Genomic DNA, 24,971 nt, shown 5'->3' on the forward strand with positions numbered 1-24,971 from the left:
TCTTTCTACACACAAAAAGGCCCTTCAGCGGAATCGTTCACTTCTTGGCCCCTTCATCACTGCGATTCATAAGATCTTTCAGTTCATCAATAAACACATTAATATCTTTAAACTGTCGATACACAGACGCGAAGCGGACATATGCCACCTCATCGACTTCGGACAGTTGTTCCATGACTAATTCTCCCACTCGGCCGCTTTGTACTTCTAGCGCCGGATCGCTTCGCAATTGCTTTTCAGTTTCATGCACAATCTCTTTAAGCGTATCCATGGATACCGGTCGCTTCTCGCAGGCGCGAATCAACCCTCTAAGCATCTTATCAGGACTAAATTCCTCACGATTACCGTCTTTTTTCACGACGATCATCGGCGTTTCTTCGACCGTTTCATATGTCGTAAACCGATGGGAGCATTCTTCACATTCTCTGCGTCGACGGATTGAACGGCCTTCATGATGCGGCCTTGAATCAAGCACTCGTGTACCATTCGAGTGACATACCGGGCAGATCATTGTTTCACTCCCTATTTCTTTGTCATTTGCATTCTACTCATACTATACCATGTCTTGAACAGCTGTTCCATTCCGAGAAAACATGAAAAAACACAATGAAAACATAACGTCTTCATTGCGCCTTAATGTTATCCTTTAATAGCTGTCGTTTCATTGATCTTCTTACCAATTAACTTGACGAGGTCTACGACACGGCATGCATAGCCCCATTCGTTATCATACCATGCAAACACTTTTACTTGGCGCTTATTCATGACCATTGTCGACATGCTATCTATAATTGATGATCGATCATCTCCGTTAAAATCAATGGAGACGAGAGGGTCGTCACAAACACCGAGAATGCCTTGCATTTCTTTCTCTTCTGCAGATCGAAATGCTTCATTCACTTCTTCTGCAGTCACATCACTTTGCAAGTCGCATACCAAGTCAACAAGCGAAACGTTAGGCGTTGGTACGCGCAGCGACATCCCGTTCAGCTTCCCTTCTAAATGAGGTAACACGAGGGAGATCGCTTTTGCTGCCCCTGTTGTAGTAGGGATAATCGATTGCCCACAGCTTCTCGCTCTGCGCAAATCTTTATGTGGATTATCAATGTTCTTTTGGTCATTTGTATATGCATGAACCGTTGTCATCATACCACTTTCCACACCAAACACGTCATCAAGTGTTTTCACGACAGGTGCTAAGCAGTTCGTCGTACACGACGCATTGGAAATGACGTGATGATGTTCATGGTCATAATCCTCTTCGTTTACACCCATAACGACCGTCACATCTTCATCTTTAGCAGGAGCTGTAATGACGACCTTCTTTGCACCTGCTTGAATGTGCATGCCTGCGGTTTCACCCGTGACAAACTTGCCAGTAGCTTCAATAACGACATCCACGCCAAGCTCTTCCCATGGCAGTTCCAATGGATTGCGGTTTTGAATAAGGCGAATTTCTTTACCATCTACAATAAACGCATCATCAGTTGTATCAATCTGAGCACTAAATTTCCCATGTGTGCTGTCATGTTGTAACAAATGTGCGAGGGTTTTTGGAGAATGCGTTGCGTTCACTGCAACGATTTCAATATCATCTTCGAAAAAGGCGCGTCTAAACGCCATTCTGCCTATTCTTCCAAATCCATTGATCGCAACTTTTGCTTTCATCTCGGTGCCCCCTAATATGATATACTAATCATTCTTCATTCGCTATTTAGTATATCATATAACATATACTTGTACGATGTTTTTCTTCTATTTGTACGTTAAGAACACACATTCCATTTTTTTAGAATCTTCTCTACTTGTTTTTCACTGTCAAGTCTAGATCCTGAATTATCAACAATCTCATCCGCATATTTTTTCTTCTCATCTAGAGGGATTTGCGAAGCAATTCTGGACTTCGCTTCTTCCTCGCTACTGTTGTCACGCTCCATAAGCCTCTCTAATTGCGTCTTTTCGTCCACAAATACGAGAAGTACTTGGTCGACGCTGTCCATGCGATTATTTTCTACAAGTAAAGGAATATCATACACAATCGTCCGATGACCTTTTTCTTCGTAATCTCTTTGTTGCCGCGTTGACTCTTCCTGAATGAGCGGGTGCATAATGTCGTTTAACGCTTGACGCTCTTTTTCATCGTTAAAGATAATAACACCGAGTTTTTTGCGGTGGAGCGTGTCGTCATCGTGAAATACGCCGTTACCAAATCGCTCCTTGATTAGCGCGTGCGCCTTTTCTCCTGGCTCGACAATTTTTTTGGCAATCTGGTCGGCATCAATAATCGGTAAGCCATTTCGCTGTAACAGTTCAGCAATAAAACTTTTTCCACTTGCAATTCCACCTGTAAGACCGATGATCATACGTACCTTGCTCCTTAAATAAAGTTAATGAGACCAATACAAATGAGTAATAAACCTGGGACAAATGCGAGCTTTTCGAACATCTTTACGTTTGCCAGTTTTCGTCCGCTCTTTTTTCCGAGTATTAAAAATGACACACACATCACCGAAACTAACAAAGCAAACCAAATCATGGAATAACCAAGTATCGCGGCACCAAATCCCGCACCAAACGCATCTAAAGACAAGGCAATTCCTAGAAGCACGGATTCTTTCACACCAATACTTCCAGAATTATCCATATCAGCAACGGTCGGTTTTTTTAGAATTTGAATCACTAATCCGAGCTTTTTAAACTCCCACTTGAGCATTTTTTCATCTGCTTGCGGTTTGATTTGCACAGATGGTACTGTTCCTGCTTCGTTAGAGTGGTGTGCGGCTTGGATAATAGCGTACACCCCGATGAGAATGATAATGCCCCCACCAATGTAGTCACCAAACGCAACCGGTATATATTGAAACAAGGCGTTGGCTACCATCCCCGATAATAATACCGCGGAGAACGAGCACAAACCAATGAGCAATATCGGGATCATTGAAATCCGCAGTTTTCTTAATCCATACGTCATCCCAACACCAAAACCATCTACACTTACGGCAAACGCCAATATAAGTATTGCAACAAAGGAATCCAAACGAGTCAGCCCCCTCAAACTACGTACTCACAATAGCCTATGTTTTAGACTTATCCGACGTACGTATTGAGGAGGTACTTTTCGTTACCGCTGACAGTGACTACAAAAATGTGTGCCTCTGCCCGCTGTTACATTTTTTTCGATCGGGGCGGAGCATACTTTACACGGCGCGCCTTTGCGACCATAAACAAACAACTGTTGTTGAAAATACCCCATATCCCCATTGCCATTCAAGTAAGAACGGATGGAAGAGCCGCCCGCTCGAATGGCATCTTCTAGCGTCTCTTTTGCGTGGATAACAATTCGGGCTGCTTCTTCTGCATCGAGCTGAGACGCGATCTTCCCAGGATGGATACGAGCTCGAAACAACGCTTCGTCCACGTAGATGTTGCCAAGACCTGCAGTGATGGACTGGTCGAGAAGCACCGCTTTAATGGACCGAGACGTTGTTTTTATTTTTCCGAGAAGGTACTCGGCTGTGAAATCAGGAAGAATGGGCTCTGGGCCTAGCTTGTTCAACGGTGCATGGATGAGCTCATCACCTTTATCAAACAGATGCATCGTACCAAACTTCCGCACATCTTGGTACTCAAGTGTCGTACCATCGGTAAAAAGGAAACGTACATGTGTATGCTTATCCGGCTCATTCGTCGTCACAAGAGAGTACTTTCCTTCCATGCGCAAATGAGAAACGAGGGTGTAATCACTCAGATGAAAAATCAAAAACTTTCCTTTTCGTTTTATCGTTTCCATACGCTGGCCACGAACGAGCATTTTAAAATGTTCAACATCATCTGGACGCTTAATTATTTTTGGCCATCCGATTTGGACTTCTACAATCTCTTTACCTTCGACGAGCTCGAGGAGCGTTCGTTTGACTGTTTCTACTTCAGGAAGTTCCGGCATACGTCTAGCTCCTTATTTTGCTTCATACCAAGTGTTTCCATGCTCGACATCCACGACGAGTTCAACATCAAGCGGAAGAGTTTCACTCATTAACTGCGTAACCAGTTGTTCAAGATCCGCCAATTCGTTCTTCGGCACTTCAAAAATGAGTTCATCGTGCACTTGTAGTAACAAGCGGCTCTCATAATTTCGTTCTGTCAGTGCATTCGCCACGTCAACCATCGCTTTTTTAATGATGTCAGCTGCAGTGCCTTGGATCGGCGTGTTCATCGCCGTTCTTTCTGCGAATCCACGCAAATTAAAGTTCCGGTTGTTTATGTCTGGCAAATACCGTCTACGCTTTAATAACGTCGTCACATACCCTTCATCTTTTGCATGTGCAATCGAGTCATCCATATACTGTTTCACTTTCGGGTACGTTTCAAAGTATTTATCGATGAAAGACTGTGCTTCTTTTCTCGTAATCCCTAAGTTTTGAGACAGCCCGTAGTCGCTGATTCCATATACAATCCCGAAGTTGACCGCCTTTGCGTTTCTTCGCATTTCACTTGTCACTTCAGACTTCAACACATCAAAAACATCCATAGCTGTTTTCGTATGCACGTCTTCTCCTTCATGAAAAGCCTGCATCAACTTCTCATCACCAGACATATGTGCAAGCACACGTAATTCAATTTGTGAATAGTCAGCAGCTAGAATGACCCAATCCTTTTTTGAAGGGACGAATACTTTTCGGATCTTTCGTCCTTCCTCAAGTCGAATCGGGATGTTTTGCAAATTCGGATCCGCAGAACTTAATCGGCCTGTTTGCGTAAGCGCTTGGTTGAACCGAGTGTGAATCTTGTTCGTATCTTTATGAATCACTTTCAATAAGCCTTCTACGTACGTAGATTTCAATTTGGACACTTGACGGTAGAGCAACAGCTTCGGAATGATCTCATGCTTGTCCTCGAGCTTCTCCAATACATCTGCCGCTGTGGAATAGCCTGTTTTCGTCTTTTTAATGACCGGAAGCTCCAAGCGTTCAAAAAGAATCGGTCCAAGCTGTTTCGGTGAGTTGATATTAAACTCTGTGCCTGCAAGTGTGTGAATGTCCTTTTCTAACGTCGTTAACCGCTCTTCTAGTTCTGTCCCCATCACTTTCAACTGTTCTTGGTCAACAGACACCCCAAACAGCTCCATTTCAGCTAAAACTGTGGACAAAGGAAGTTCTAACGTCTCAAAAAGATCTTTTTGATCGTTCTGTTTGAGTTCTGTTGAAAGCATCGGAACGAGTTTCCAAAGCGTCGCTGCTTTTCTTGCAATATGATCAAGTAGCGCATCTTTTTCTGGCTTCTTTTGCTTTGCACCTTTGCCATACACTTCCTCATCCGTAAGCACGGTATGTTGACCTCTTCGTTCTGAAATGTCGGCAAGGTCGTGACTAGATAATGACGGGTCAATTAAGTAAGAAGCAATGAGCGCATCAAACTCAACCCCCTGGAGTGCAATATCTCGCCAACCTAGTGCTACCGTAGATTTTTTTGCGTCAAACAGATACTTCTTTTTCGTGCTGTCAGCGAGCCAGCCTTTAAAATCATCCGACGCGAGCGCCGCTTCTATCGGCACGGTGAACGAACCTTGTTCATTTACAATTGCCATCCCCCATAGGTCCGCATGATGATAATTATCCATAGGGTCTTCAATGATCAGTGCAGCGGGTGAGACGAGCATTTGACTCGTCACATCGTTTTCATGTTGAAATGTAAAATCGTCCAATTCAGCGCTCGCTTCTTCTGGGTGATCATCGTCGTTGTCGAGATGCTTCATTAAGGAGTTAAAGCCATACTCCTTAAATAGTTTCCGCACAGCCGACGAATCAAAGCCTGAATAAGCCAATGACTCGATGCTCATATCAACAGGGGAATCACGGTCAATGACCGCCAGCTCTCTACTCATAAGCGCTTGATCCCGGAACTCTTTTAATCGTTCCTGCAATTTAGGACCCGACACATCATCTGCATGGTCCAGTACCTCAGTAATATCGCCAAACTCTTTTAGTAGCTTGAGCGCTGTCTTCTCTCCAACTTTAGGAATCCCTGGAATGTTGTCGGACGAGTCACCGGCAAGTCCTTTCATGTCAGGAATGTGTGTAGCTGGGATGCCGTACGTCTCCTTCATTGCCGCCTCATCATACCAGTCAACATTCGTAATTCCTTTTTTTGTAATGGCGACGTGAGTACGCTCGCTTACGAGTTGCAATAAATCTTTGTCACCTGTAAACACACGCACGTCTTGCCCATGTTCTTCGGCCCGCTTAGAAAGTGTTCCGATAATATCATCCGCTTCATATAGTTCAACTTGAACCGATGGAATGCTTAATGATTCTAGCACCTCACGAATGATCGGCATCTGTTCTGACAGCTCTGGTGGTGTCTTTTGTCGATCACTTTTATACGCTTCATATTGTTTGTGTCGAAACGTCGTTTTCCCAGCGTCAAAAGCAATCAGAATGTGTGTCGGTTTTTGCTCTTCAAGAATTTTCATAAGCATGTTCGTAAATCCGTACACCGCATTTGTGTACACCCCTTTATCATTTGTCAGGAGTGGCAATGCAAAAAATGCTCGATACGCAATACTATTTCCGTCTATAAGTACAAGTTTCTCCAATGGAAGACCCCTTTCCGTTCTCTATTGCTGTTCATATTTTATCATATCTCGCTTAGCGTTTCTCTTTCAGTAGTATAGTCATTCATCCATTGGTAAAAAATATGAAATGCATTCACAAAGGAGGGAATTCTGTGAAGAAAGTCATCATCATCCTGCTACTCATTCTGATCTTGTTCAGCGGGTTTGTATCGTCAATCGGTTACGCCAGTCCGAGCATTACCGATTTTGAGTTGGTAGTACATGCAGAAGAAACGTATGAAATAACATACCATTTGTTTGATGAAATGTACGATTATCAGATGAATGACCAGGAGCTTAGCGGTGAAGAAGCGAAACCTAAAATTGAATCGTTTATATTCAGTTTAGGACTCACCCAAGACCTTCAAGATGAGCAAGTTAAATTAAAGGTTTTGGACAAACTTCAGTTATCGGAAAAAGAAGTAAAAGACTTTTCACTAGAACTTACGTTTGATGGCGGGAAATCGCAAACGGTGAAGTAATCGTAAAGGGGCTGATCAATAAGGTCTTAGAATAGACCTTCGGCACAGCCCTTTTTTCTATGCAGTCCAGACGATCAGTGTAACCTCGGTGGCATAAGACGACCTCCGTGTTTTCAAGGTCGCGGAGGCCTCCTCGGTCTAACGATGAGGGCGATGAGAACGAGCAGTGTAGACAGTGCTACGGTTTTAGAGACTTGGCGTTTTACGTAGCAAACCTCGGGGTGGCTTCTGGCTATGGTAAGATTTTTTCTATTTTGGGAGTTGATTCAGCTAAAATCACACCATTGTTTGTTCTATGGTAGGATTTGCCGTTTTTATGGTAGGATCTGCTACACCTGGGTGCGAAAAAGAAGAGAAATCTTACCATAGGAGTTCCTATGGTAAGATTTCTTTCTGAGTTGCACGGTTTTTGAGGCTGGGGCGGGAGAACAGGTTCCAAAGATCACCGATTGGAATCAGATTCACTCATTTGTGCCCGTTTAGCCTCTTTCTGATTCCAATCGATCGGCATCTACTTCCAAACATCCGTTAATGGAATTAGATTCAGCACTTTAACGAGAATAAACGGCAATTTAGTTCCAAAGCGATGTTCACATTCGTCCGCGCAACGCCACGAAGATTGAATCGCACTCCCTGCCCCACCCTGTGTAAATACTCTTGGAGTGGTTCCACTTTTGTCCACAATGGAACCTCCACATGCTAGCACCCCATGAAATTCTTTCGTTCCGATCAGTCGGGATACTCCACACTTTGCAGAAAACGATGGGCCTCGCCCGCCAATACAGTTCATATAAAAAACGTACATACAAAAATCGGAGTACAGATCAAAAACGATCTGTACTCCGATTTTACGTTAGAAACTTTTAGACAGCCCTTTTTATAGTTCTTAAATCAAGTCAACGCACGAGTGCCTCACTCTTCGGAACTCGGTTTGTTTTCATTCGTTACTGAGCATGGTAAGCGAACGGTAAAGGTCGTTCCTTCGTTCACTGTACTTTCTGCAGTAATTGTACCTTGTTGAGCTTCTACAAGGTGTTTGACGATGGCTAAACCTAAACCTGTTCCACCTGAATTTCGACTACGGGCACGATCGACCCGGTAGAACCTTTCAAAGATTCTAGGCAAGGACTGTTCATCAATACCAATCCCGTTGTCTTTTACTTGAATGACGCAACGATGACTCTCCTCGTCTCTAAACGCCTCCACGGTGACATGTCCGTTCTCTGGCGTATACACAATCGCGTTGGTGACGAGATTAATGACGAGCTGTTTAATTCTCGCTGCGTCACCGACCATTTCCATTTCTTCGTGGAATCGTTCCTCAAGTCGAATGTGTTTTTTCTCTGCTTTTTTATGAAGAAGTGTCAATGATTCCGAAATGACTTCAGTCAAAAAGAACGCCGAAGGATGAAGTTGAAACGTATGGTGCTCAATACGTGATAGCTCAAGCAAATCTTCAATAAGGTCTTGGAGTCGACTGCTTTCTTTCCCAATAATTTCTAAAAATTGCTTTCGAATGACTGGGTCCTCATGAGAGCCATCCAACAGTGTTTCAGCAAAACCTTTCAAGGAAGTGACGGGCGTCTTTAATTCATGTGATACGTTAGCAACGAAGTCTTTTCTCATCTGCTCTAATCGCTTTAAATCTGATATGTCATGCAAGACGATTACCACACCTTCTAGTTCACTACGCTCACTCATAATCGGTGTGCCGTACACCTCATAATAGCTCTCTTTGGCTGGCGACGTGACAAGGCGTAATCGATCTTGCTTGTTTTCTTCGGTCATAAACACCGATTGAATAAAGTTTACAAGGGTTTGATCGGATATAATTTCGTAATATAACCCTTCGAATTCTTCTCCATCAGCAAAGATTTCTCTTCCAATTCGGTTTGCTACACTGACGATCCCGTGGCGGTTTATAAAAATGAACCCGCTTCCCATATGATCAATAAGTGCCCGCAATCGGTCATGCTCTCGTTCATATCGCCTAGTTGTTTTGTCTAAGTTCAATGCCAGTAAGTTAACAGATCGAGCAAGTTGACCGATTTCATCGCTAGAATCATCATAGGCTCGAGCTTTGTAGTTGCCTTTCACCAATTGCTTTGACATTTCAGTGAGCTCATAAATCGGTCGAGTGAGCTGATGACCGACCCGGTATCCGAGGATCATGATGATAAGGAGTGCCGCAGAGAAGCTAATGCCAATAAACAGCCAAACCCGACCGGTCGCCTCGTGAATATGCTCAATATTAAGGGCCATTCTAACAAACCCTTCCACATTTTCACCGTTTCCGATCGGCTCTGCGTAATAGAGCATCTCTTCATTGACAGATTCGCTCGTTCTCACCTCAGCCGTATCGTCTACCCCTGCATTTCTAATTTCGGGTCTTTGCAAATAATCAACTGTGCTGGATTCATAACTTGCATGGCTTTCTGCGATGACCGCTCCTTCGTCGTTAATCACGGTAATCCTAGCACCAAGCTGCTTGCTAGCTTCTTCAATATAAACGTCAAGTGACTGGTCTTCGTCTAAAGGGTTGATTTGCAATGCTAGAAGTTTTGTTTCCTTTTGCAACCTGTCCACCGTTTGCTCCATATTCATCTCATTCATCAAAGAACCGAGGAGCAGACCGAGGGCAGTTAGTACCGTAACGATAATGAGTAATAATGCAAACATTAAACGCGCACGAAAGGTATTCATCGGCTTCGTGGATTCTCCATTTTATACCCAAGCCCACGTACCGTTTTAATATAGACAGGTTTTTTCGTATTCGGTTCAATTTTCTCTCGCAAATGACTAATGTGCACATCTACAATTCTTGTGTCCCCGACAAATTCATAATTCCAAATTGCTTTGAGCAACTGATCACGTGTAAGTACACGTCCTTTATTGTTCACCAAATACAGGAGCAACTCAAATTCTTTTGGCGTTAACTCTAGGCGCGATTCATTTATATAGGCCTCATGGTAATCTGGATAAACATCCAAATCTCCAATCGATTGCTTTTCATTGGCATCTTCTTCTGTCTGTTGATTTTGTCCTTTGCCCGACTGCTCTACACGCCGAATAATCGCGCGCACTCTAGCAATTAATTCTCTCGGACTAAACGGCTTCGTCAAATAATCATCAGCGCCAAGTTCCAACCCTAGCACTTTATCAAACTCTTCGTCTTTTGCCGTCAGCATTAAAATAGGCGTTGTAACTTGTTGCTCCCGCAGTCTTCTACACACTTCCAAGCCATCAAACACCGGCAGCATCAAATCCAAAACGATTACATCATACACATGAGCGAGCGCTTGCTCTACGGCTTGTTCACCGTCTACTGCAGCGTCTACGGAATAGCCTGCTTGCTCAAAGTTATATGTGAGTAGCGTAACAATGGATGGTTCATCATCAACAACGAGAATTCGATAGCTCATGAACGTGGCTCCTTTTATGTATAACAATCTGTTCTTATATCGTAATCGAACGACTGACACTGCTCAAGCAAACCTCTACGATCTTTACCAATTCTTCGCAGTCTTTACATTGCCTTAAAACAACACAAAGAAACTGACACAGCGTATGTGTCAGTTATGAGTCCATTATGATTGATGTTGTTTACCGGTTTCTGTCGTTGTTGGTTGCTCAGCAATATCTTTACGGTCCGGCTCATCGTCCATCATCTGCTTCGTAGATTTCTTAAACTCAGAGAGTGTCTTGCCGAACGCGCCACCAATTTCAGGGAGCTTTTTAGGCCCAAAGATTAAAAGCGCAATCACAAGAATGAGAATTAAACTCGGAATGCCAATATTTGGAATGCCCATCGTATTTCCTCCTTCAAAATATGTCGATTACGTAGCGTAAGTATGATTAGTGTGACCTGGAAACTTTGAAATATACTACGGACTCATCATATCATATTGTTACGCTTCGGACAAAAACAAATTAAGACGATTTTCCAAACATAAGAAAGTTAGATTCAAAACAAAAAACCGGCAACGACCGGTTTTTTGTTTTGAATTATTATTGTTGAGGAAGAGCTTCCATGACGTTACGAACAGATGCAATAGAAGTAGCAAATTGTTCTTTTTCATCATCAGTAAGATCAAGCTCAATGATCTTCTCAATGCCATCTCCACCTAGTACCGTCGGTACACCGACATAAACATCTTCATACCCATACTCTCCTTCAAGGTAAGCAATGGATGGGAGAATGCGCTTCTTATCTTTTAGAATCGCTTCTACCATTTGTGTAAGAGATGCTGCAGGTGCGTAATATGCACTTCCATTTCCGAGGAGGGATACAATCTCACCGCCGCCTTTACGTGTGCGCTCTACAATTGCATCGATGCGCTCTTGTGAAAGCAAGCTTGTTAGCGGTACGCCGCCAACACTTGAATAGCGAATGAGTGGAACCATATCATCACCATGGCCACCAAGAACAAATCCTTGCACGTCTTCAACCGAAAGCTTGAGCTCTTGAGCGACAAACGTACGGAAACGAGCAGTATCCAATACACCTGATTGTCCAATGACACGGTTTTTCGGGAAACCGGATGCTTTGTATACAGCGTAAGTCATGGCGTCAGCTGGATTTGTAAGCACAACAATGTACGTGTTAGGTGAGTGCTTCACAACTTGCTCAGTAACAGATTTCATGATGTTCGCATTCGTGTTTACAAGATCATCACGGCTCATGCCTGGCTTTCTTGCAATGCCTGCTGTAATGACGACCACATCTGAATCTTTTGTTTCACTGTAATCAGAAGTACCTACTACGTTCACATCCGCACCTTCAACAGGTGTTGCTTCAAGCATGTCCAAAGCTTTTCCTTTTACAGGACCATCTTGGTCAGGAATATCAACGAGTACAACGTCTGCGAGTTCTTTTTGTGCAACCATTAGCGCCGTAGACGCTCCTGTGAAGCCTCCGCCAATAACGGACACTTTTCTGCGTTTAATAGCCATTCGATTTGCCTCCTAGGAATCTACCTTACATATTTTTAATGAGTTCGTCTGCAAACTCGGAGCATTTCACTTCTTTAGAGTTGTCCATCAGACGAGCGAAATCATACGTGACAACTTTGCTTGCAATTGTTTTGTCCATTGCCGCAGTGATAAGTTCAGCAGCTTCGTTCCATCCAAGGTGGCGTAGCATTAATTCACCAGAAAGGATAACAGATGAAGGATTTACTTTGTCTTGACCTGCATACTTTGGTGCTGTTCCGTGAGTCGCTTCGAAGATGGCATGTCCAGTGTCATAGTTAATGTTTGCCCCAGGAGCAATTCCAATTCCACCTACTTGAGCTGCGAGTGCATCGGAAATGTAGTCACCGTTCAAGTTCATTGTCGCAACAACTTCAAATTCTTTTGGACGTGTAAGAATTTGTTGTAAGAAGATATCTGCAATCGAATCTTTTACGATAATCTTCCCTGCAGCTTCAGCCTCGTCTTGTGCTTTGTTTGCTGCGTCTTTGCCTTCTTTTTCTACAATTTCATCGTATTGGTTCCACGTGAATACGCGATCTCCAAATTCACGCTCAGCAAGGTCATAACCCCAGCTCTTAAACGCACCTTCAGTGAACTTCATGATGTTTCCTTTGTGGACGAGAGTAACACTCTTACGACCTTCATCAAGAGCGTATTGGATTGCAGAACGTACGAGTCTTTCCGTACCTTCCTTAGAAACCGGCTTGATTCCAATACCCGATGTTTCAGGGAAACGGATGTTTTCAGAGCCCATTTCATTGCGGATGAAGTCAACGACTTTCTTCGCTTCAGGCGTTCCTTCTTTGAATTCAATTCCTGCATAAATGTCTTCAGTGTTTTCACGGAAGATGGCCATGTCTACTTCTTCAGGACGCTTAACTGGTGAAGGTACACCTGTGAAGTGACGCACTGGACGAAGGCAAGTATAGAGGTCAAGTTTTTGGCGAAGCGCTACGTTTAGAGAACGAATTCCACCGCCAATTGGTGTTGTTAATGGTCCTTTAATCGCGATGAGATATTCACGAATCGCATCTAGAGATTCTTCTGGCAACCACTCACCTGTTTGGTCATGTGCTTTTCCACCAACGAGAATCTCCTTCCATTCAATTGCTTTTTTTCCGTCATATGCTTTCTCTACCGCAGCATCAAGAACGCGAGAAGCCGCTGCCCAAATGTCAGGACCGATACCATCGCCTTCGATATATGGAATGACAGGTTTGTCTGGAACGTTGAGTACACCGTTATTTACTGAAATCTTTTCACCGTTTGCCATCGTTAAAATGACCTCCTATAAATTGGGTTAGATTAAACGTACGTTACGAATTCGTAAGCTTAACGCTCTTCAAGAGGAACGTAAGAGCGCTTATCTGGACCGACATATTCAGCGCGTGGGCGAATGAGACGGTTGTCACTATATTGCTCAAGAATATGCGCATTCCAACCTGATACTCGGCTTACAGCAAAGATCGGTGTGAATAGATCATGATCAATGCCTAGGCTATGGTACATCGACGCTGAATAGAAATCGACGTTCGGTAAAAGACCTTTACTATCCGTCACTTTCTTTTCAACAGCAAGACTCATCTCATACCACTTATCTTCACCGGTGATGTCGGCAAGTTTTTTGGACATCTCACGTAAATGCTTCGCACGTGGATCTCCATTCTTGTACACGCGGTGTCCAAAGCCCATAACCTTTTCTTTTTTATCAAACATATCTTGAATATAGCTATCGACATTTTCAGGTGTGTCAATTTCAGATAGCATTCCCATTACACGCTCGTTCGCTCCACCGTGTAATGGCCCTTTAAGAGCGCCAATTGCCGCTGTAATACCTGAATAGAAATCTGAAAGTGTAGCTACACAAACACGAGCGGTAAATGTCGAGGCGTTCAGTTCGTGGTCTGCATGAAGAACTAACGCTTTATTAAATGCATCTGTTGCTGTTTCATTCGGCTGCTCACCGTTTAGCATGTACAAGAAGTTTGCAGCGAAACTTAAATCTTTTTTAGGCGCTACTGGTTCTTTGCCTTCACGAATTCTTGCAAAGCCTGTAACGACAGTCGCAATTTTCGCTTGCAACTTCACAGCAATGCGCTTCGCTGTCTCGATGTCACTCGCGTCAGCTTCAGCGTCATACAACCCGAGCTGAGAGACCGCTGTGCGGAGTGCCGCCATTGGATGTACGTCAGCAATCGGATACGCTTTCATATAATTAAAAATCTCTTCGGGAACTTCCATATTCTCAACCAACTGTTGAGAGAATGATTGAAGTTCTTCTTTATTTGGAAGCTGTCCGTTCCAAAGTAAGTACACGACCTCTTCAAAAGAAGATTTCTCTGCTAAATCATCAATGTGATACCCTTGGTACGTGAGTACATCATCAATAATTGAGCTTACACTTGAAGTCGTTGCGACGACTCCTTCTAGACCTTTAGTTTGACTCATTACAATCTCTCCCTTTTGTAACAAGAATCCGTTTTTGAATGATAATCAAAGTATAGAATTTCTATTCCCGACCATCATTATGCGTTTCTCAAGAAAATCTCTCTGCAGACGTGTATAAGCAGACAGATCGTAGAAACGAGAAGGCTGCTGTGACTAGAAAAATTCGCGCACCATGAATGTCTATAAGGTAACTCCGTTTTTTTGCGTTGTTATCCCTATCCGTTTCTTATTCTTAGATAACGATGTCCTCATCGTCGGCCCGAGCACTCATCATCGTATATACTATGGCGCTTTACGATTTCTCCAGTTTTTTCAACATCCTCTATTATAAACATTATTCATCCTTTTGTGAACGAAAACGCACAAATCTTTTTTAATATGTCTTTTTGTATACAAGCATTTCAGAATGGATAACCGTTTGTATACTAGGAATGATGACGTTTTGCTATTTTCGGTTCCCACATATTACTAGCTAGGCGTTTTCGGTTGCCCGCATAAGAATAAGAGGGACTCTGCCCTCTTATCTTTTAATGACGATAAATTTACCGCTCGCCATCAATTTATGGAACGTGTGCGTCAGGAATGCTCTCACATAGTTACGAGTAAACGGAACGAGGAGAATAAAGCCAACGAGGTCGGTGACAAATCCCGGTGCGATCAGTAAAAATCCAGCGAGCAAAATGCACACTCCATCGATTGCCGTACCGGTAGGCACTTCACGATTATTGACTTGCAACATAAACACCTGCCAAGCTTGGCGGCCTTGGCTCCTTGCCATAAGAAAGCCAATAACACTCGTTGCGAGCATTAGAAGGACTGTCCACCCGACACCGAGCCAACTCCCGACCATCCAGATGCCGAGAATCTCTATAATTGGGATGAGTAACAATAACAATACGATAAATCTACCCATCTACATTCTCCTCCTCTCTTCGTTCACCTATAACACACTTGCATGTCCTTTATAAATATCGCCACGCGCACTATCTACGGTAAGTTCCTCACCATCTTCAAAGATCCGAATCGCTTCACTTACACCGACAATCACCGGAATGCCAAGCGTTATGCCTACAACAGCAGCGTGGCATGTGAGTCCACCTTCTTCGGTTATGACAGCGCTCGCTTTTTCAAATGCAGGCATCATATCTTTATCGGTGCTACGCGTAACGAGAATGTCGCCAGGTGACATTCGTTCGTTTGCATCATTTGCCTGTTCAGCCACAACCGCTCGGCCACTAGCCGTCGTTCTGCCAATGCCTTGACCTTTTGCAGCAACTTCTCCAATCACGTGAACTTTCATGATATTCGTTGTACCGACTTTCCCTACTGGAACTCCGGCGGTAATCACGACCAAATCACCATGTTGGATTTCATCGTTTGAGAGGGCAACGGAAACCGTTTCATCAAACATTTCATCGGTCGTTTCGACCTTCGTACCTAGCAATGGATGTACACCCCAAACGAGGTTTAAGCGTCGTTGAACACGCTCATCACTCGTAACCGCAATGATCTTAGCTTTCGGTCGGTACTTCGATACGAGGCGAGCAGTGTACCCACTTTCTGTCGCCGTTAAAATTGCAGAGCTGTTCAGAGCTAGCGCAGTCTTAGATACCGCCTGACTAATCGAGTTTGTAATCGTCGTGCGGCTCTCCTCCGCTACGGCAGTGAGTAATCCTTCGTAATCGAGAGCAGATTCTGTACGTGTTGCAATATTGCTCATCGTTTCTACTGCTTCATACGGATAATCACCAGCTGCGGTTTCACCAGACAACATAATTGCATCAGTTCCATCAAAAATCGCATTGGCAACATCGCTCGCTTCTGCGCGCGTTGGCCTAGGATTTCGTTGCATGGAATCAAGCATTTGGGTTGCGGTTATGACTGGTTTAGCCATCGCGTTGCTCTTCTTAATGAGCTGCTTTTGTACGAGAGGAACTTCTTCAGGTGGAATTTCCACACCGAGGTCCCCCCTTGCAACCATTAGGCCATCTGACACTTCGAGAATCTCGTTAATGTTTTCGACGCCTTCTTCGTTCTCAATCTTAGGGATAATGTGTGTATCTTCTGCACCATGAGCTTCGAGTAGTTCACGAATTTCTAACACATCAGAAGCACGACGTACAAATGAAGCAGCAATAAAATCAACGCCTTGCTCAATCCCAAAGCGGATGTCTGCAGCATCTTTGTCAGTCATTCCTGGTAAATTCACTTTTACTTTCGGCAAATTTACCCCTTTTTTATTCTTTAACAATCCGTTATTCATAACCGTTGCCCGGACGTCCTTGCCTTCAATGGCATCGACAGACAGTCCGATGAGTCCGTCATCTAACAAAATGACGTTCCCTGGCTCAACATCTTTGGCAAGGTGTGGATACGTCACTCCGATGCGCTCTTTCGTTCCTAGCACTTCTTCTCCAGACACAATGATGGACGTGCCTTTCTCTAAGTGAATCCCATCATCTTCCATATTAAAGGTACGAATTTCTGGACCTTTTGTGTCTAGTAAAATCGACACGTTTTTGCCGACTTCTCGAGCTGCCTCGCGAATTTGTAGGATGCGATTCTCATGTTCTTCATGATTTCCATGGGAAAAGTTCAGGCGAGCCACATTCATACCTGCTTCAATGAGTCGCTTCAGCATGGCTTTGTCTTCTGAAGCCGGACCAATCGTTGCTACGATCTTTGTTTTTCGCATACTAGACCTCCTGTTCGGTTAGATTGAAAGTTCTTGGGAAAGCTTGTACATCGTATAGTCAACTTCGTGTTTTAGTTTCAATGCAGCGTCAATTGGCTGGTCGACGAGCTCATTGTTTACGATCCCGACCATCTTTCCAGCTTCACCAGCTAGAAGTAATTCTACCGCTTTGGCTGCGAGTCGGCTCGCAAGCACCCGATCAAATCCTGTCGGGGACCCGCCACGTTGAATATGGCCTAAGACGGTTACCCGTGTCTCAAGCCCCGTTTCTTCTTGAATTTTATTCCCGAAGTCCACACCGCTGCCGACACCTTCAGCAACAATGATAATACTATGCTTCTTTCCACGACGATGACCTCTTAACAAACGCTCAACAACCTCATGAATATCATGGGGTTGTTCAGGGATTAAAATCGTTTCTGCACCATCAGCAAGACCTGACCATAGTGCAAGGTCACCTGCATCGCGACCCATCACCTCGATGACGTACGTACGCTCGTGAGATGTAGCCGTATCTCTGATCTTGTCGATGGCGTTAATGACCGTGTTGAGTGCCGTATCAAACCCGATCGTGTAATCGGTACCTGGTACATCGTTGTCGATCGTTCCAGGTACACCTATCGTCGGGAAACCTCGTGCGGTCAACGCTTCTGCACCTCGAAAGGAGCCGTCTCCACCTACAACGACGAGCCCTTCAATGCCACACTTCTTCAGATTGTCGACGGCTGTCTGCTGACCTTCCGGTGTTTTAAACTCTTCACACCTTGCCGTATAGAGCATCGTTCCACCTCGGTGGATAATATCCCCTACATCTCCAACTTCCAGTTTATGAATATCATTACTAATGAGGCCTGCATACCCGTAGCGCACCCCATATACTTCAACATCATGAAAAATTGCTTTCCTGACGACTGCTCGTATGGCTGCGTTCATTCCAGGCGAGTCGCCTCCGCTCGTTAAAACACCGATTCGTTTCATCTCTCTCACCCCTTATTTTGGGTCACTGTCTGTTTTAGAGGCCGATACGACTAAATTTATCGTACCGTTGTTCCCGTAATTGTTCTCCACTCATCTTCATTAGTTCCGTAAAGTGTTGATCCAATACGCCATCAATGTAGCCCGCTTGTTCCTCAACGTTGTGGTGTGCACCACCTCTTACTTCTCGGATGACACCGTCAATAACCCCTAGTTCACTAAGGTCAGGGGCCGTGATTTTCATCGTCTCTGCCGCACGTTGAGCAAGTGATGCGTCCTTCCAAAGAATCGCTGCGGCACCTTCCGGAGAAATGACAGAGTAGGTTGAGTTCTCCAGCATGAACATACGGTTGCAAACCCCTAGCGCTAATGCGCCACCGCTGCCACCTTCACCAATGACAATGCCAATTGACGGCACCGTAAAACCGCCCATCTCTAATAAGTTTCGGGCAATGGCTTCGCTTTGACCTCGCTCCTCTGCCGCTTTACCAGGGAAGGCCCCTTTTGTGTCGACAAGGCAAATAATCGGTCTACCAAACTTATCGGCCTGTTTCATCAACCGTAAAGCTTTCCGATACCCCTCTGGGTGGGGCATACCGAAATTGCGCTGTATGTTCTCTTTTGTATTACGTCCTCGCTGATGTCCGATAATCGTGACGGGCTGTCCTTTGTAATAAGCTAACCCACCAACAATTGCATCGTCATCGCCAAAAAGACGATCACCGTGGAGCTCAATAAAGTCTGTGAATAAATGTTCAATGTAATCGTACGTAGTGGGTCTCTCTGAATGACGTGCAATTTGCACGCGTTCCCAAGGCTTTAAATGATCATAGATTTGGGACTCTACTTGTTGAAGTCTTCCTTCGAGATAAGAGATTTCATCTTCCAAATCGATATCTTTATCCTTCGTGAAGTTCTTTAACTCGTCAATTTTATTTTGAAGTTCGACAACAGGTTTTTCAAACGGAAGCTTTTGTGTCATTGTGCACTTTGTCCTCCTTGGTTGCCCTGGTGGTCTACTGCGTGCATCTTAATTATGGTTACAAGCGTTTTGTGAATATCTTTACGATCAATGACCCCATCAAGTTGTCCATGATCAAGCAGGAACTCAGCCGTTTGAAAATCATCGGGAAGTTCTTCACGAATGGTTTGTTCAATAATCCTCCTGCCGGCAAAACCGATCAGTGCACCAGGCTCAGAAAAATTGTAGTCGCCAAGTGATGCAAAGCTTGCGGACACCCCGCCAGTCGTCGGGTGGGTCATAAACGAAATAAAAGGTACACGCGCTTCATCAAGCTTTTTGAGAGCAACCGACGTCTTCGCCATTTGCATTAAACTTAAAACGCCTTCTTGCATCCTAGCTCCCCCTGAAGCGCTGAACATGATAAATGGGGTTTTCGTTTCGATCGCGGCCTCGATGGCTCGTTTAATCTTCTCCCCAACGACCGTTCCCATACTCGCCATCCGAAATCGTGGGTCCATCACACCGATGATGACCGGGTAACCATCCATTTCCCCAGCACCGGTAACGACAGCTTCATTCAGGCCAGTCTTTTGCTGATCTTTCTCTAGCTTCTCTTCATAATCCGGGAAATCGAGCGGGTTATGAGAGAGCATTCCAATATCAAATTCCTTGAATGTTCCCACGTCAATCAGGCTATTGATTCGGTCTCTTGCCGTTAACCGGAAATGATGGTTGCACTCAATGCATACATTATGATGCTTTTTTAGTTCTCGAGAATACATAATGGTTTTGCAGCTCGGACACTTCGTCATCACACCGTCATTCATTTTGTTCGGTTGTGTTCGTTCCGATGGAATGGTTGCATACTTTCTTTTCTTAGAAAACAAATCTTTGAACATGCTATCACCTCTCTGCTGCTCTCGCCCGCTCACCCTACGGTCATACAAATGGTTAAAAACGACCGTCTCGTGAGACGATCGCTTCTGTACCTCGTCGTATCGAGCTATTCTTCAATCATAGCCATTTCACGCGTGCGCCTTTTAACTTCCTCTGGATCTGCCTCTTTGCGGGCAACTCCCGTCTCCATTGCCGTCTTCGCAACCGCAGCCGCAACCTCAGGAGCGACGCGTGGATCAAACGGTGCAGGAATGACGTAATCTCGAGTGAGTTCTTGATCAGTAATGAGGTCAGCAATGGCATACACAGCGGCACGTTTCATCTCTTCATTGATATGCGTGGCATTCACATCCAATGCCCCTCTGAATATACCAGGGAACGCTAATACGTTATTCACTTGATTAGGGAAATCAGAACGGCCCGTTCCAATAACACTTGCTCCAGCAGCTTTTGCATCCTCAGGCATAATCTCTGGATTCGGGTTCGCCATCGCAAAAATAATGGCATCGTCATTCATGCTCTCGATCATTTCTTTTGTCAACGCGCCCTCAACAGACACTCCGATAAACACATCGGTTCCTGCAATCACATCTTCCAAAGATCCGGTTTTCTTCGCGGAATTCGTGACTTTTGCAATCTCCTCTTTAATCGGGTTCATTCCACTGGAACGCCCTTCATAAATGGCACCGCGGCTATCGCACATGACAATTTCACGTACGCCCATGCTTTGAAGTAACTTTACAATGGCAATACCTGCAGCTCCTGCACCATTCGCAACGACTTTGATGTCAGATAACTGACGGTTCGTTACTTTCAATGCATTAATTAGTCCTGCAAGCGTCACGATGGCCGTACCATGCTGATCATCGTGGAATATCGGAATGTTCGTTTCTTTCTTCAAACGTTCCTCAATGATAAAACAGTTTGGTGCAGCGATATCTTCAAGATTAACGCCTCCAAATGTCGGTTGCATTAATTTCACCGTTTCGATGATTTTCTCTGGGTCAGACGTGTCTAAACAAATCGGAAACGCATCAACACCAGCAAACGACTTAAACAAAACTGCTTTTCCTTCCATTACTGGAAGAGACGCTTCTGGACCGATGTTTCCGAGTCCTAAAACCGCACTTCCATCAGAAACGACAGCGACCATGTTTCCTTTCATTGTGTACTCAAAAACTTTTTGTTTATCGTTAAAGATTTCTTTACACGGTTCAGCAACGCCCGGTGAATAGGCTAGACTTAGATCTTTGCTATTTCTTACGGGAATCTTGGACTTTGATTCGAGTTTTCCTTGCTTCATTCTATGGATGTGCAATGCTTCTTCTCTCGTTGTTGGCATGTATGTCCACACTCCTTCACCAAGTGTATTATTTTGTACAGTCGTCCGCATAGAACAGTTCCTATTCATCTGTTGAATCCGAGACGCCTGCACGGGTAGGTTCATGTATTCATGTCGTACAGATGGTCTCTATTATAACAAACTGTATCAGTGCAATCATCCTTTTTACATGTAAAACTCTGACTCTATTTTTTGACAACGTTTTCTTCACCAACCACTTCACGAAGTCGCAACAACAGATCGGGATGAATTTTTGTGGCATACTCCGCTGACAACTCATAAAGTTGCTTCTTTTTGTCGTCGTATACAAGTACTGGGGAGAAGCCTGGGAACACTGTGAGGTGTCCTTTAATCGCACGTAACGTTTTTTCTCGATTCATGTGTGCAGGAACTTTCAAGTATAGCGTTTCTGCTTGTTGTTTTTCAGATTGACTCAAATCGAGCACTTGACTAGCAAGAATCTGCTTTTGTTGGCGCCTTTGTTCAACTTTACCTTGGATGAGTATATATTTCCCTTCATGAAGGGCGTCATAGACGTGCCGATACACTTCGGGGAATATAACGATTTCCATTTCTCCAGTCTCGTCACTTAGTTGCAAGAAAGCCATTGTTTGCCCATTTTTTGTCCGAATGGTCGTGACGACATCCGCTCGACCTGCAACCCAAGCACTGTTTGCTACTTCAAGTGCAAGCACTTGAAGTATCGTTTTTGGATGTCGAACACTTGCTACATGAGCATAATGAGACAAGGGGTGTCCACTTAAATAAAAACCGGTCATTTCTCGTTCGTATTCTAGCTCTTCAAGTTTCGTAAAAGGCACTGCATCGGCAAAACGGAAATCCCCTTCCCCGCTATGGAACAACGTGCCAATGTCTTCTGCAAAATCGACAAACTCTAACGCTCGATCGATTGACTGCAAGAGGGTGGATCGGTTCCACTCAAAAGCGTCCATCGCCCCTGCTTTTACTAAGTTTGCGATTGTTTTACGATTCAACCCGATGGACTTTACACGTCGACAAAAATCAACGAACGTATGATAGTTTCCATTTATCATTCGTTCATCAACTATTCGATGAGCCATTTGTTTCCCAATCCCCGTTATGCTTTGGAGCGGAAATCGTATACCTTCTCGTTCCGTCGTAAATTCATAGCCACTTGTTTGAATGGAGGGTGGATAGACTTTCCATCCTCGTTCTTTAATTTCGGCAATCGTCCGTTGCAATCGCGTGCGATCATTGCCAATCGTGTTCAAGTAAGACATGTAAAATGCTAACGGGTAGTTCGCCTTGAAGTACGCAATCTGATAGGCAATGAAACTATAAGCAACCGAGTGGCTTCGGTTAAACCCGTAATCAGCAAATTTAACAATCCATGCAAACAATTGGCCGGCCATTGTCTCGCTAAACCCTTGGTCTTTAGCGCCGTGAATGAAGCGTCCCTCTTCACGCTCAAGTTCTTCTTTATTCTTTTTACTTACCGCTCTTCTGAGCAGGTCGGCATCGGCTAAAGAGTAACCTGCGATCGTTACCGCCACACTCATCACCTGTTCTTGGTAAACCATCACCCCATACGTTGATGAGAGGATTGCTTCCAATGCCGGATGGGGGTAGGACACAGATTGTTGATTTCTTTTTCCGCGGATAAACGTGTCGATTTGTTCCATAGGACCCGGACGATAGAGGGCATTAACAGCAACCAAGTCTTCAAATTGATTTGGCTTTAATTTGCGGAGCACCCGCTGCATGCCCGCGGATTCAAACTGGAACACGCCCGTCGTCTGGGCAGATTGCAATAAAGAATACGTCAACGCATCATCCAAAGGCACTTCTTTCGGGTGAATATCAACGCCCGCATTCGCTTTCACAGCCCTTTGGATATGCTCAAGCAACGTCAAATTCCGAAGTCCTAACAAGTCAATCTTTAAAAGACCAAACGCCTCCAAATCTTCCATTGGCAACTGTGTGACGGTAATACCTTGGTCATTTTTCATCGTTGGAATCACTTCTTGCAGTGGCCTCTCACTTAGAACAACCCCCGCTGCGTGTAAGGATGTATGCCTCGGCAGCCCTTCAATGGCTGATGCAAATTCGTACAATGAATGAGCTTCTTCATTTTCTTCGAGCAGTGCAGACAAATCTTTGCTCTCTTCTCGTGCAGCTCGTAAATGTTGTGCTTGTTGAGGCAAAAACTTCAGCATTCTTTCAAGAAGGGCTTCTCTCACCCCTAATGCTTTTGCCGCATCTCTAAGCGCCGCTCTTTTTCCGAACGTCCCAAACGTAACGATCTGTGCCGTCCGCTCCTCTGAATAGCGAGACATCACATACCTCATTACCTCGTCCCGTCGATGATCAGGAAAGTCAATATCAATGTCAGGCAATGAAACGCGCTCAGGGTTTAAGAAGCGCTCAAACAAAAGATCATAGGCAATAGGGTCAACATCTGTAATGAACAAGCAATAGGCGACAATGGATCCAGCAGCTGAGCCCCTGCCTGGACCTGTTAAGATCCCTTTTTGTCGTGCGTAATCCATAAAGTCCCAAACGATTAAGAAATAATCTTCGTAGTTCATACTCTCGATTACGTGTAGCTCTTTATTTATTCTTTCTTGAACTGAGGCAGTCACTTCTGAATATCGCTTTTTTGCTCCGGTCATCACTAAATTTCTCAACGTAAATTCAACGGTGTCCGGACCGCTTCTATATACAGGCAAAGACGTTTTGATCTGATCGAGCTGAACGTCACAAGAACGTTGAATGTGACGAACATTGTGCAGTGCTTCTTCATCTGAAGGCCAACGCCTGTTCACTTCACTCGGGTCAAACAGATACGACTCATCTCTCCATTCGTAACGATTCACATCATGAATTGGTCGGTCGGTCTTCACCGCAGTAAGCAGCTGTTTTACCCGTTCGTCTTCACGCGTAAGCATCGTTACATTCCCCGTCGCCGCTAGAGGAACATCATGCCCCTTCATCAATTGTCTCCACTGTTCATGGTGATGCAAACTCGCTTGTGTATCAGGTAAAACCCCTGCAAATAGACGGTCACTGTGCACATGTTCACGCCAAAATGAAAGGCTACGGTTCGCTGCTTCATCATCACCGGCTTCTATGTGAGAAGCGATTGGATGCGAGGCTTCAGGTAGGACGATGATCACTCGGTTGCCAGTCATATCTAGCAGTTGCTTAGCCGTGAGTGGCGTCGCTTTCGACATCAAATATGAAGATACCTTTAATAAATCTTCGTATCCCCGATTGTCCATCGCGTATAGGAGCACTGTACCTTTCGTTTCATGACAAATCATTTCTGCTTCCAAACCGATAATCGGTTGGATAGCGTAACGTAAGCACGCATCGTAAAACTTCCGAGCGCCGTGCATGACGTTTAGATCGGTGAGGGCAAGCGCGTCATAATCGACCGCCGCTTGCTTAACGAGTTCCTCAATGCGACACGTACTCGAGAGTAGCGTGTATTCACTTTTTACTTGCAAATGGACGTATGACGGCATTCATTTTCCTCCTTGCAAGAAATACCGGTGATTTCATTCATAACTTGGCCCACTTTTTGATATACATAATGCTAA

At 44.5% G+C, this 24,971-nt stretch carries 20 protein-coding genes; 1 reads left to right on the forward strand and 19 read right to left on the reverse strand.

Features of this window, described 5'->3' with window-relative positions:
• Positions 1-37 precede the first annotated feature (37 nt).
• The 6 genes from nrdR to polA form a co-directional block, all read right to left on the reverse strand.
• The gene (gene nrdR / locus ACE1TF_RS08015; protein WP_042398612.1) at positions 38-511 is read right to left on the reverse strand and encodes a transcriptional regulator NrdR; all 474 of its coding nucleotides are present in this window, start codon (positions 509-511) and stop codon (positions 38-40) included.
• 128 nt (positions 512-639) lie between these two features.
• Positions 640-1,668 (reverse strand): glyceraldehyde-3-phosphate dehydrogenase, encoded by a 1,029-nt coding sequence (locus ACE1TF_RS08020; RefSeq protein WP_042398610.1) that lies wholly within the window; start codon positions 1,666-1,668, stop codon positions 640-642.
• 98 nt (positions 1,669-1,766) lie between these two features.
• Positions 1,767-2,363 (reverse strand): dephospho-CoA kinase, encoded by a 597-nt coding sequence (gene coaE, locus ACE1TF_RS08025; protein WP_375015785.1) that lies wholly within the window; start codon positions 2,361-2,363, stop codon positions 1,767-1,769.
• Between the two features lie 14 nt (positions 2,364-2,377).
• Positions 2,378-3,037, reverse strand: coding sequence for a sporulation membrane protein YtaF (gene ytaF / locus ACE1TF_RS08030; protein ID WP_042398605.1), 660 nt, complete (start codon positions 3,035-3,037; stop codon positions 2,378-2,380).
• An 84-nt stretch (positions 3,038-3,121) separates the two neighbouring features.
• On the reverse strand, positions 3,122-3,943 hold the full coding sequence (mutM, locus tag ACE1TF_RS08035) for a DNA-formamidopyrimidine glycosylase (RefSeq protein ID WP_375015788.1): 822 nt from the start codon (positions 3,941-3,943) through the stop codon (positions 3,122-3,124).
• Positions 3,944-3,955: 12 nt separating this feature from the next.
• Positions 3,956-6,592 carry a DNA polymerase I gene (gene polA / locus ACE1TF_RS08040; protein ID WP_375015790.1) on the reverse strand — a complete coding sequence of 879 codons (2,637 nt, stop codon included), beginning with the start codon at positions 6,590-6,592 and terminating at the stop codon, positions 3,956-3,958.
• Positions 6,593-6,723: 131 nt separating this feature from the next.
• Between polA and ACE1TF_RS08045 the strand changes: the two genes are divergently transcribed.
• Positions 6,724-7,092, forward strand: a complete 369-nt coding sequence (locus ACE1TF_RS08045) for a YusW family protein (RefSeq protein ID WP_375015792.1) — start codon at positions 6,724-6,726, stop codon at positions 7,090-7,092.
• A 912-nt stretch (positions 7,093-8,004) separates the two neighbouring features.
• Here ACE1TF_RS08045 and pnpS read toward each other — a convergent pair.
• The 13 genes from pnpS to dnaE all read right to left on the reverse strand — a co-directional run bounded on the left by pnpS (position 8,005) and on the right by dnaE (position 24,896).
• Entirely contained in the window at positions 8,005-9,795 is a 1,791-nt protein-coding gene (pnpS, locus tag ACE1TF_RS08050; RefSeq protein ID WP_375015795.1) for a two-component system histidine kinase PnpS, read from the reverse strand.
• Positions 9,792-10,514, reverse strand: coding sequence for a response regulator transcription factor (locus tag ACE1TF_RS08055; protein ID WP_042398596.1), 723 nt, complete (start codon positions 10,512-10,514; stop codon positions 9,792-9,794). Before ACE1TF_RS08055 ends, pnpS begins: the two co-directional genes overlap by 4 nt.
• A 165-nt stretch (positions 10,515-10,679) precedes the next feature.
• The gene (tatA, locus tag ACE1TF_RS08060) at positions 10,680-10,901 is read right to left on the reverse strand and encodes a twin-arginine translocase TatA/TatE family subunit (protein ID WP_042398593.1); all 222 of its coding nucleotides are present in this window, start codon (positions 10,899-10,901) and stop codon (positions 10,680-10,682) included.
• A gap of 199 nt (positions 10,902-11,100) precedes the next feature.
• The gene (gene mdh / locus ACE1TF_RS08065; protein WP_042398590.1) at positions 11,101-12,045 is read right to left on the reverse strand and encodes a malate dehydrogenase; all 945 of its coding nucleotides are present in this window, start codon (positions 12,043-12,045) and stop codon (positions 11,101-11,103) included.
• Between the two features lie 25 nt (positions 12,046-12,070).
• A complete protein-coding gene (gene icd, locus ACE1TF_RS08070; protein ID WP_375015798.1) occupies positions 12,071-13,339 on the reverse strand; it encodes an NADP-dependent isocitrate dehydrogenase in 1,269 nt (422 codons plus the stop codon).
• Positions 13,340-13,398: 59 nt separating this feature from the next.
• Positions 13,399-14,514, reverse strand: coding sequence for a citrate synthase (citZ, locus tag ACE1TF_RS08075; RefSeq protein WP_375015800.1), 1,116 nt, complete (start codon positions 14,512-14,514; stop codon positions 13,399-13,401).
• A gap of 520 nt (positions 14,515-15,034) precedes the next feature.
• A complete protein-coding gene (locus tag ACE1TF_RS08080) occupies positions 15,035-15,427 on the reverse strand; it encodes an FxsA family protein (RefSeq protein ID WP_375015802.1) in 393 nt (130 codons plus the stop codon).
• Positions 15,428-15,454: 27 nt separating this feature from the next.
• Complete coding sequence (gene pyk / locus ACE1TF_RS08085; protein ID WP_375015804.1) at positions 15,455-17,209, reverse strand: pyruvate kinase; 1,755 nt, start codon at positions 17,207-17,209, stop codon at positions 15,455-15,457.
• Between the two features lie 18 nt (positions 17,210-17,227).
• Positions 17,228-18,187 (reverse strand): 6-phosphofructokinase, encoded by a 960-nt coding sequence (pfkA, locus tag ACE1TF_RS08090; RefSeq protein WP_375015806.1) that lies wholly within the window; start codon positions 18,185-18,187, stop codon positions 17,228-17,230.
• 34 nt (positions 18,188-18,221) lie between these two features.
• On the reverse strand, positions 18,222-19,166 hold the full coding sequence (gene accA, locus ACE1TF_RS08095) for an acetyl-CoA carboxylase carboxyl transferase subunit alpha (protein ID WP_375015808.1): 945 nt from the start codon (positions 19,164-19,166) through the stop codon (positions 18,222-18,224).
• Complete coding sequence (gene accD / locus ACE1TF_RS08100) at positions 19,163-20,047, reverse strand: acetyl-CoA carboxylase, carboxyltransferase subunit beta (protein ID WP_375015810.1); 885 nt, start codon at positions 20,045-20,047, stop codon at positions 19,163-19,165. Before accD ends, accA begins: the two co-directional genes overlap by 4 nt.
• Before the next feature lie 104 nt (positions 20,048-20,151).
• A complete protein-coding gene (ystJ, locus tag ACE1TF_RS08105) occupies positions 20,152-21,387 on the reverse strand; it encodes an NADP-dependent malic enzyme (RefSeq protein ID WP_042398578.1) in 1,236 nt (411 codons plus the stop codon).
• Positions 21,388-21,572: 185 nt separating this feature from the next.
• Positions 21,573-24,896, reverse strand: a complete 3,324-nt coding sequence (gene dnaE / locus ACE1TF_RS08110; RefSeq protein ID WP_375015813.1) for a DNA polymerase III subunit alpha — start codon at positions 24,894-24,896, stop codon at positions 21,573-21,575.
• Positions 24,897-24,971: the final 75 nt, after the last annotated feature.

The organism is Geomicrobium sp. JSM 1781026, from assembly GCF_041949955.1.
GTDB lineage: Bacteria > Bacillota > Bacilli > Bacillales > Marinococcaceae > Geomicrobium_A.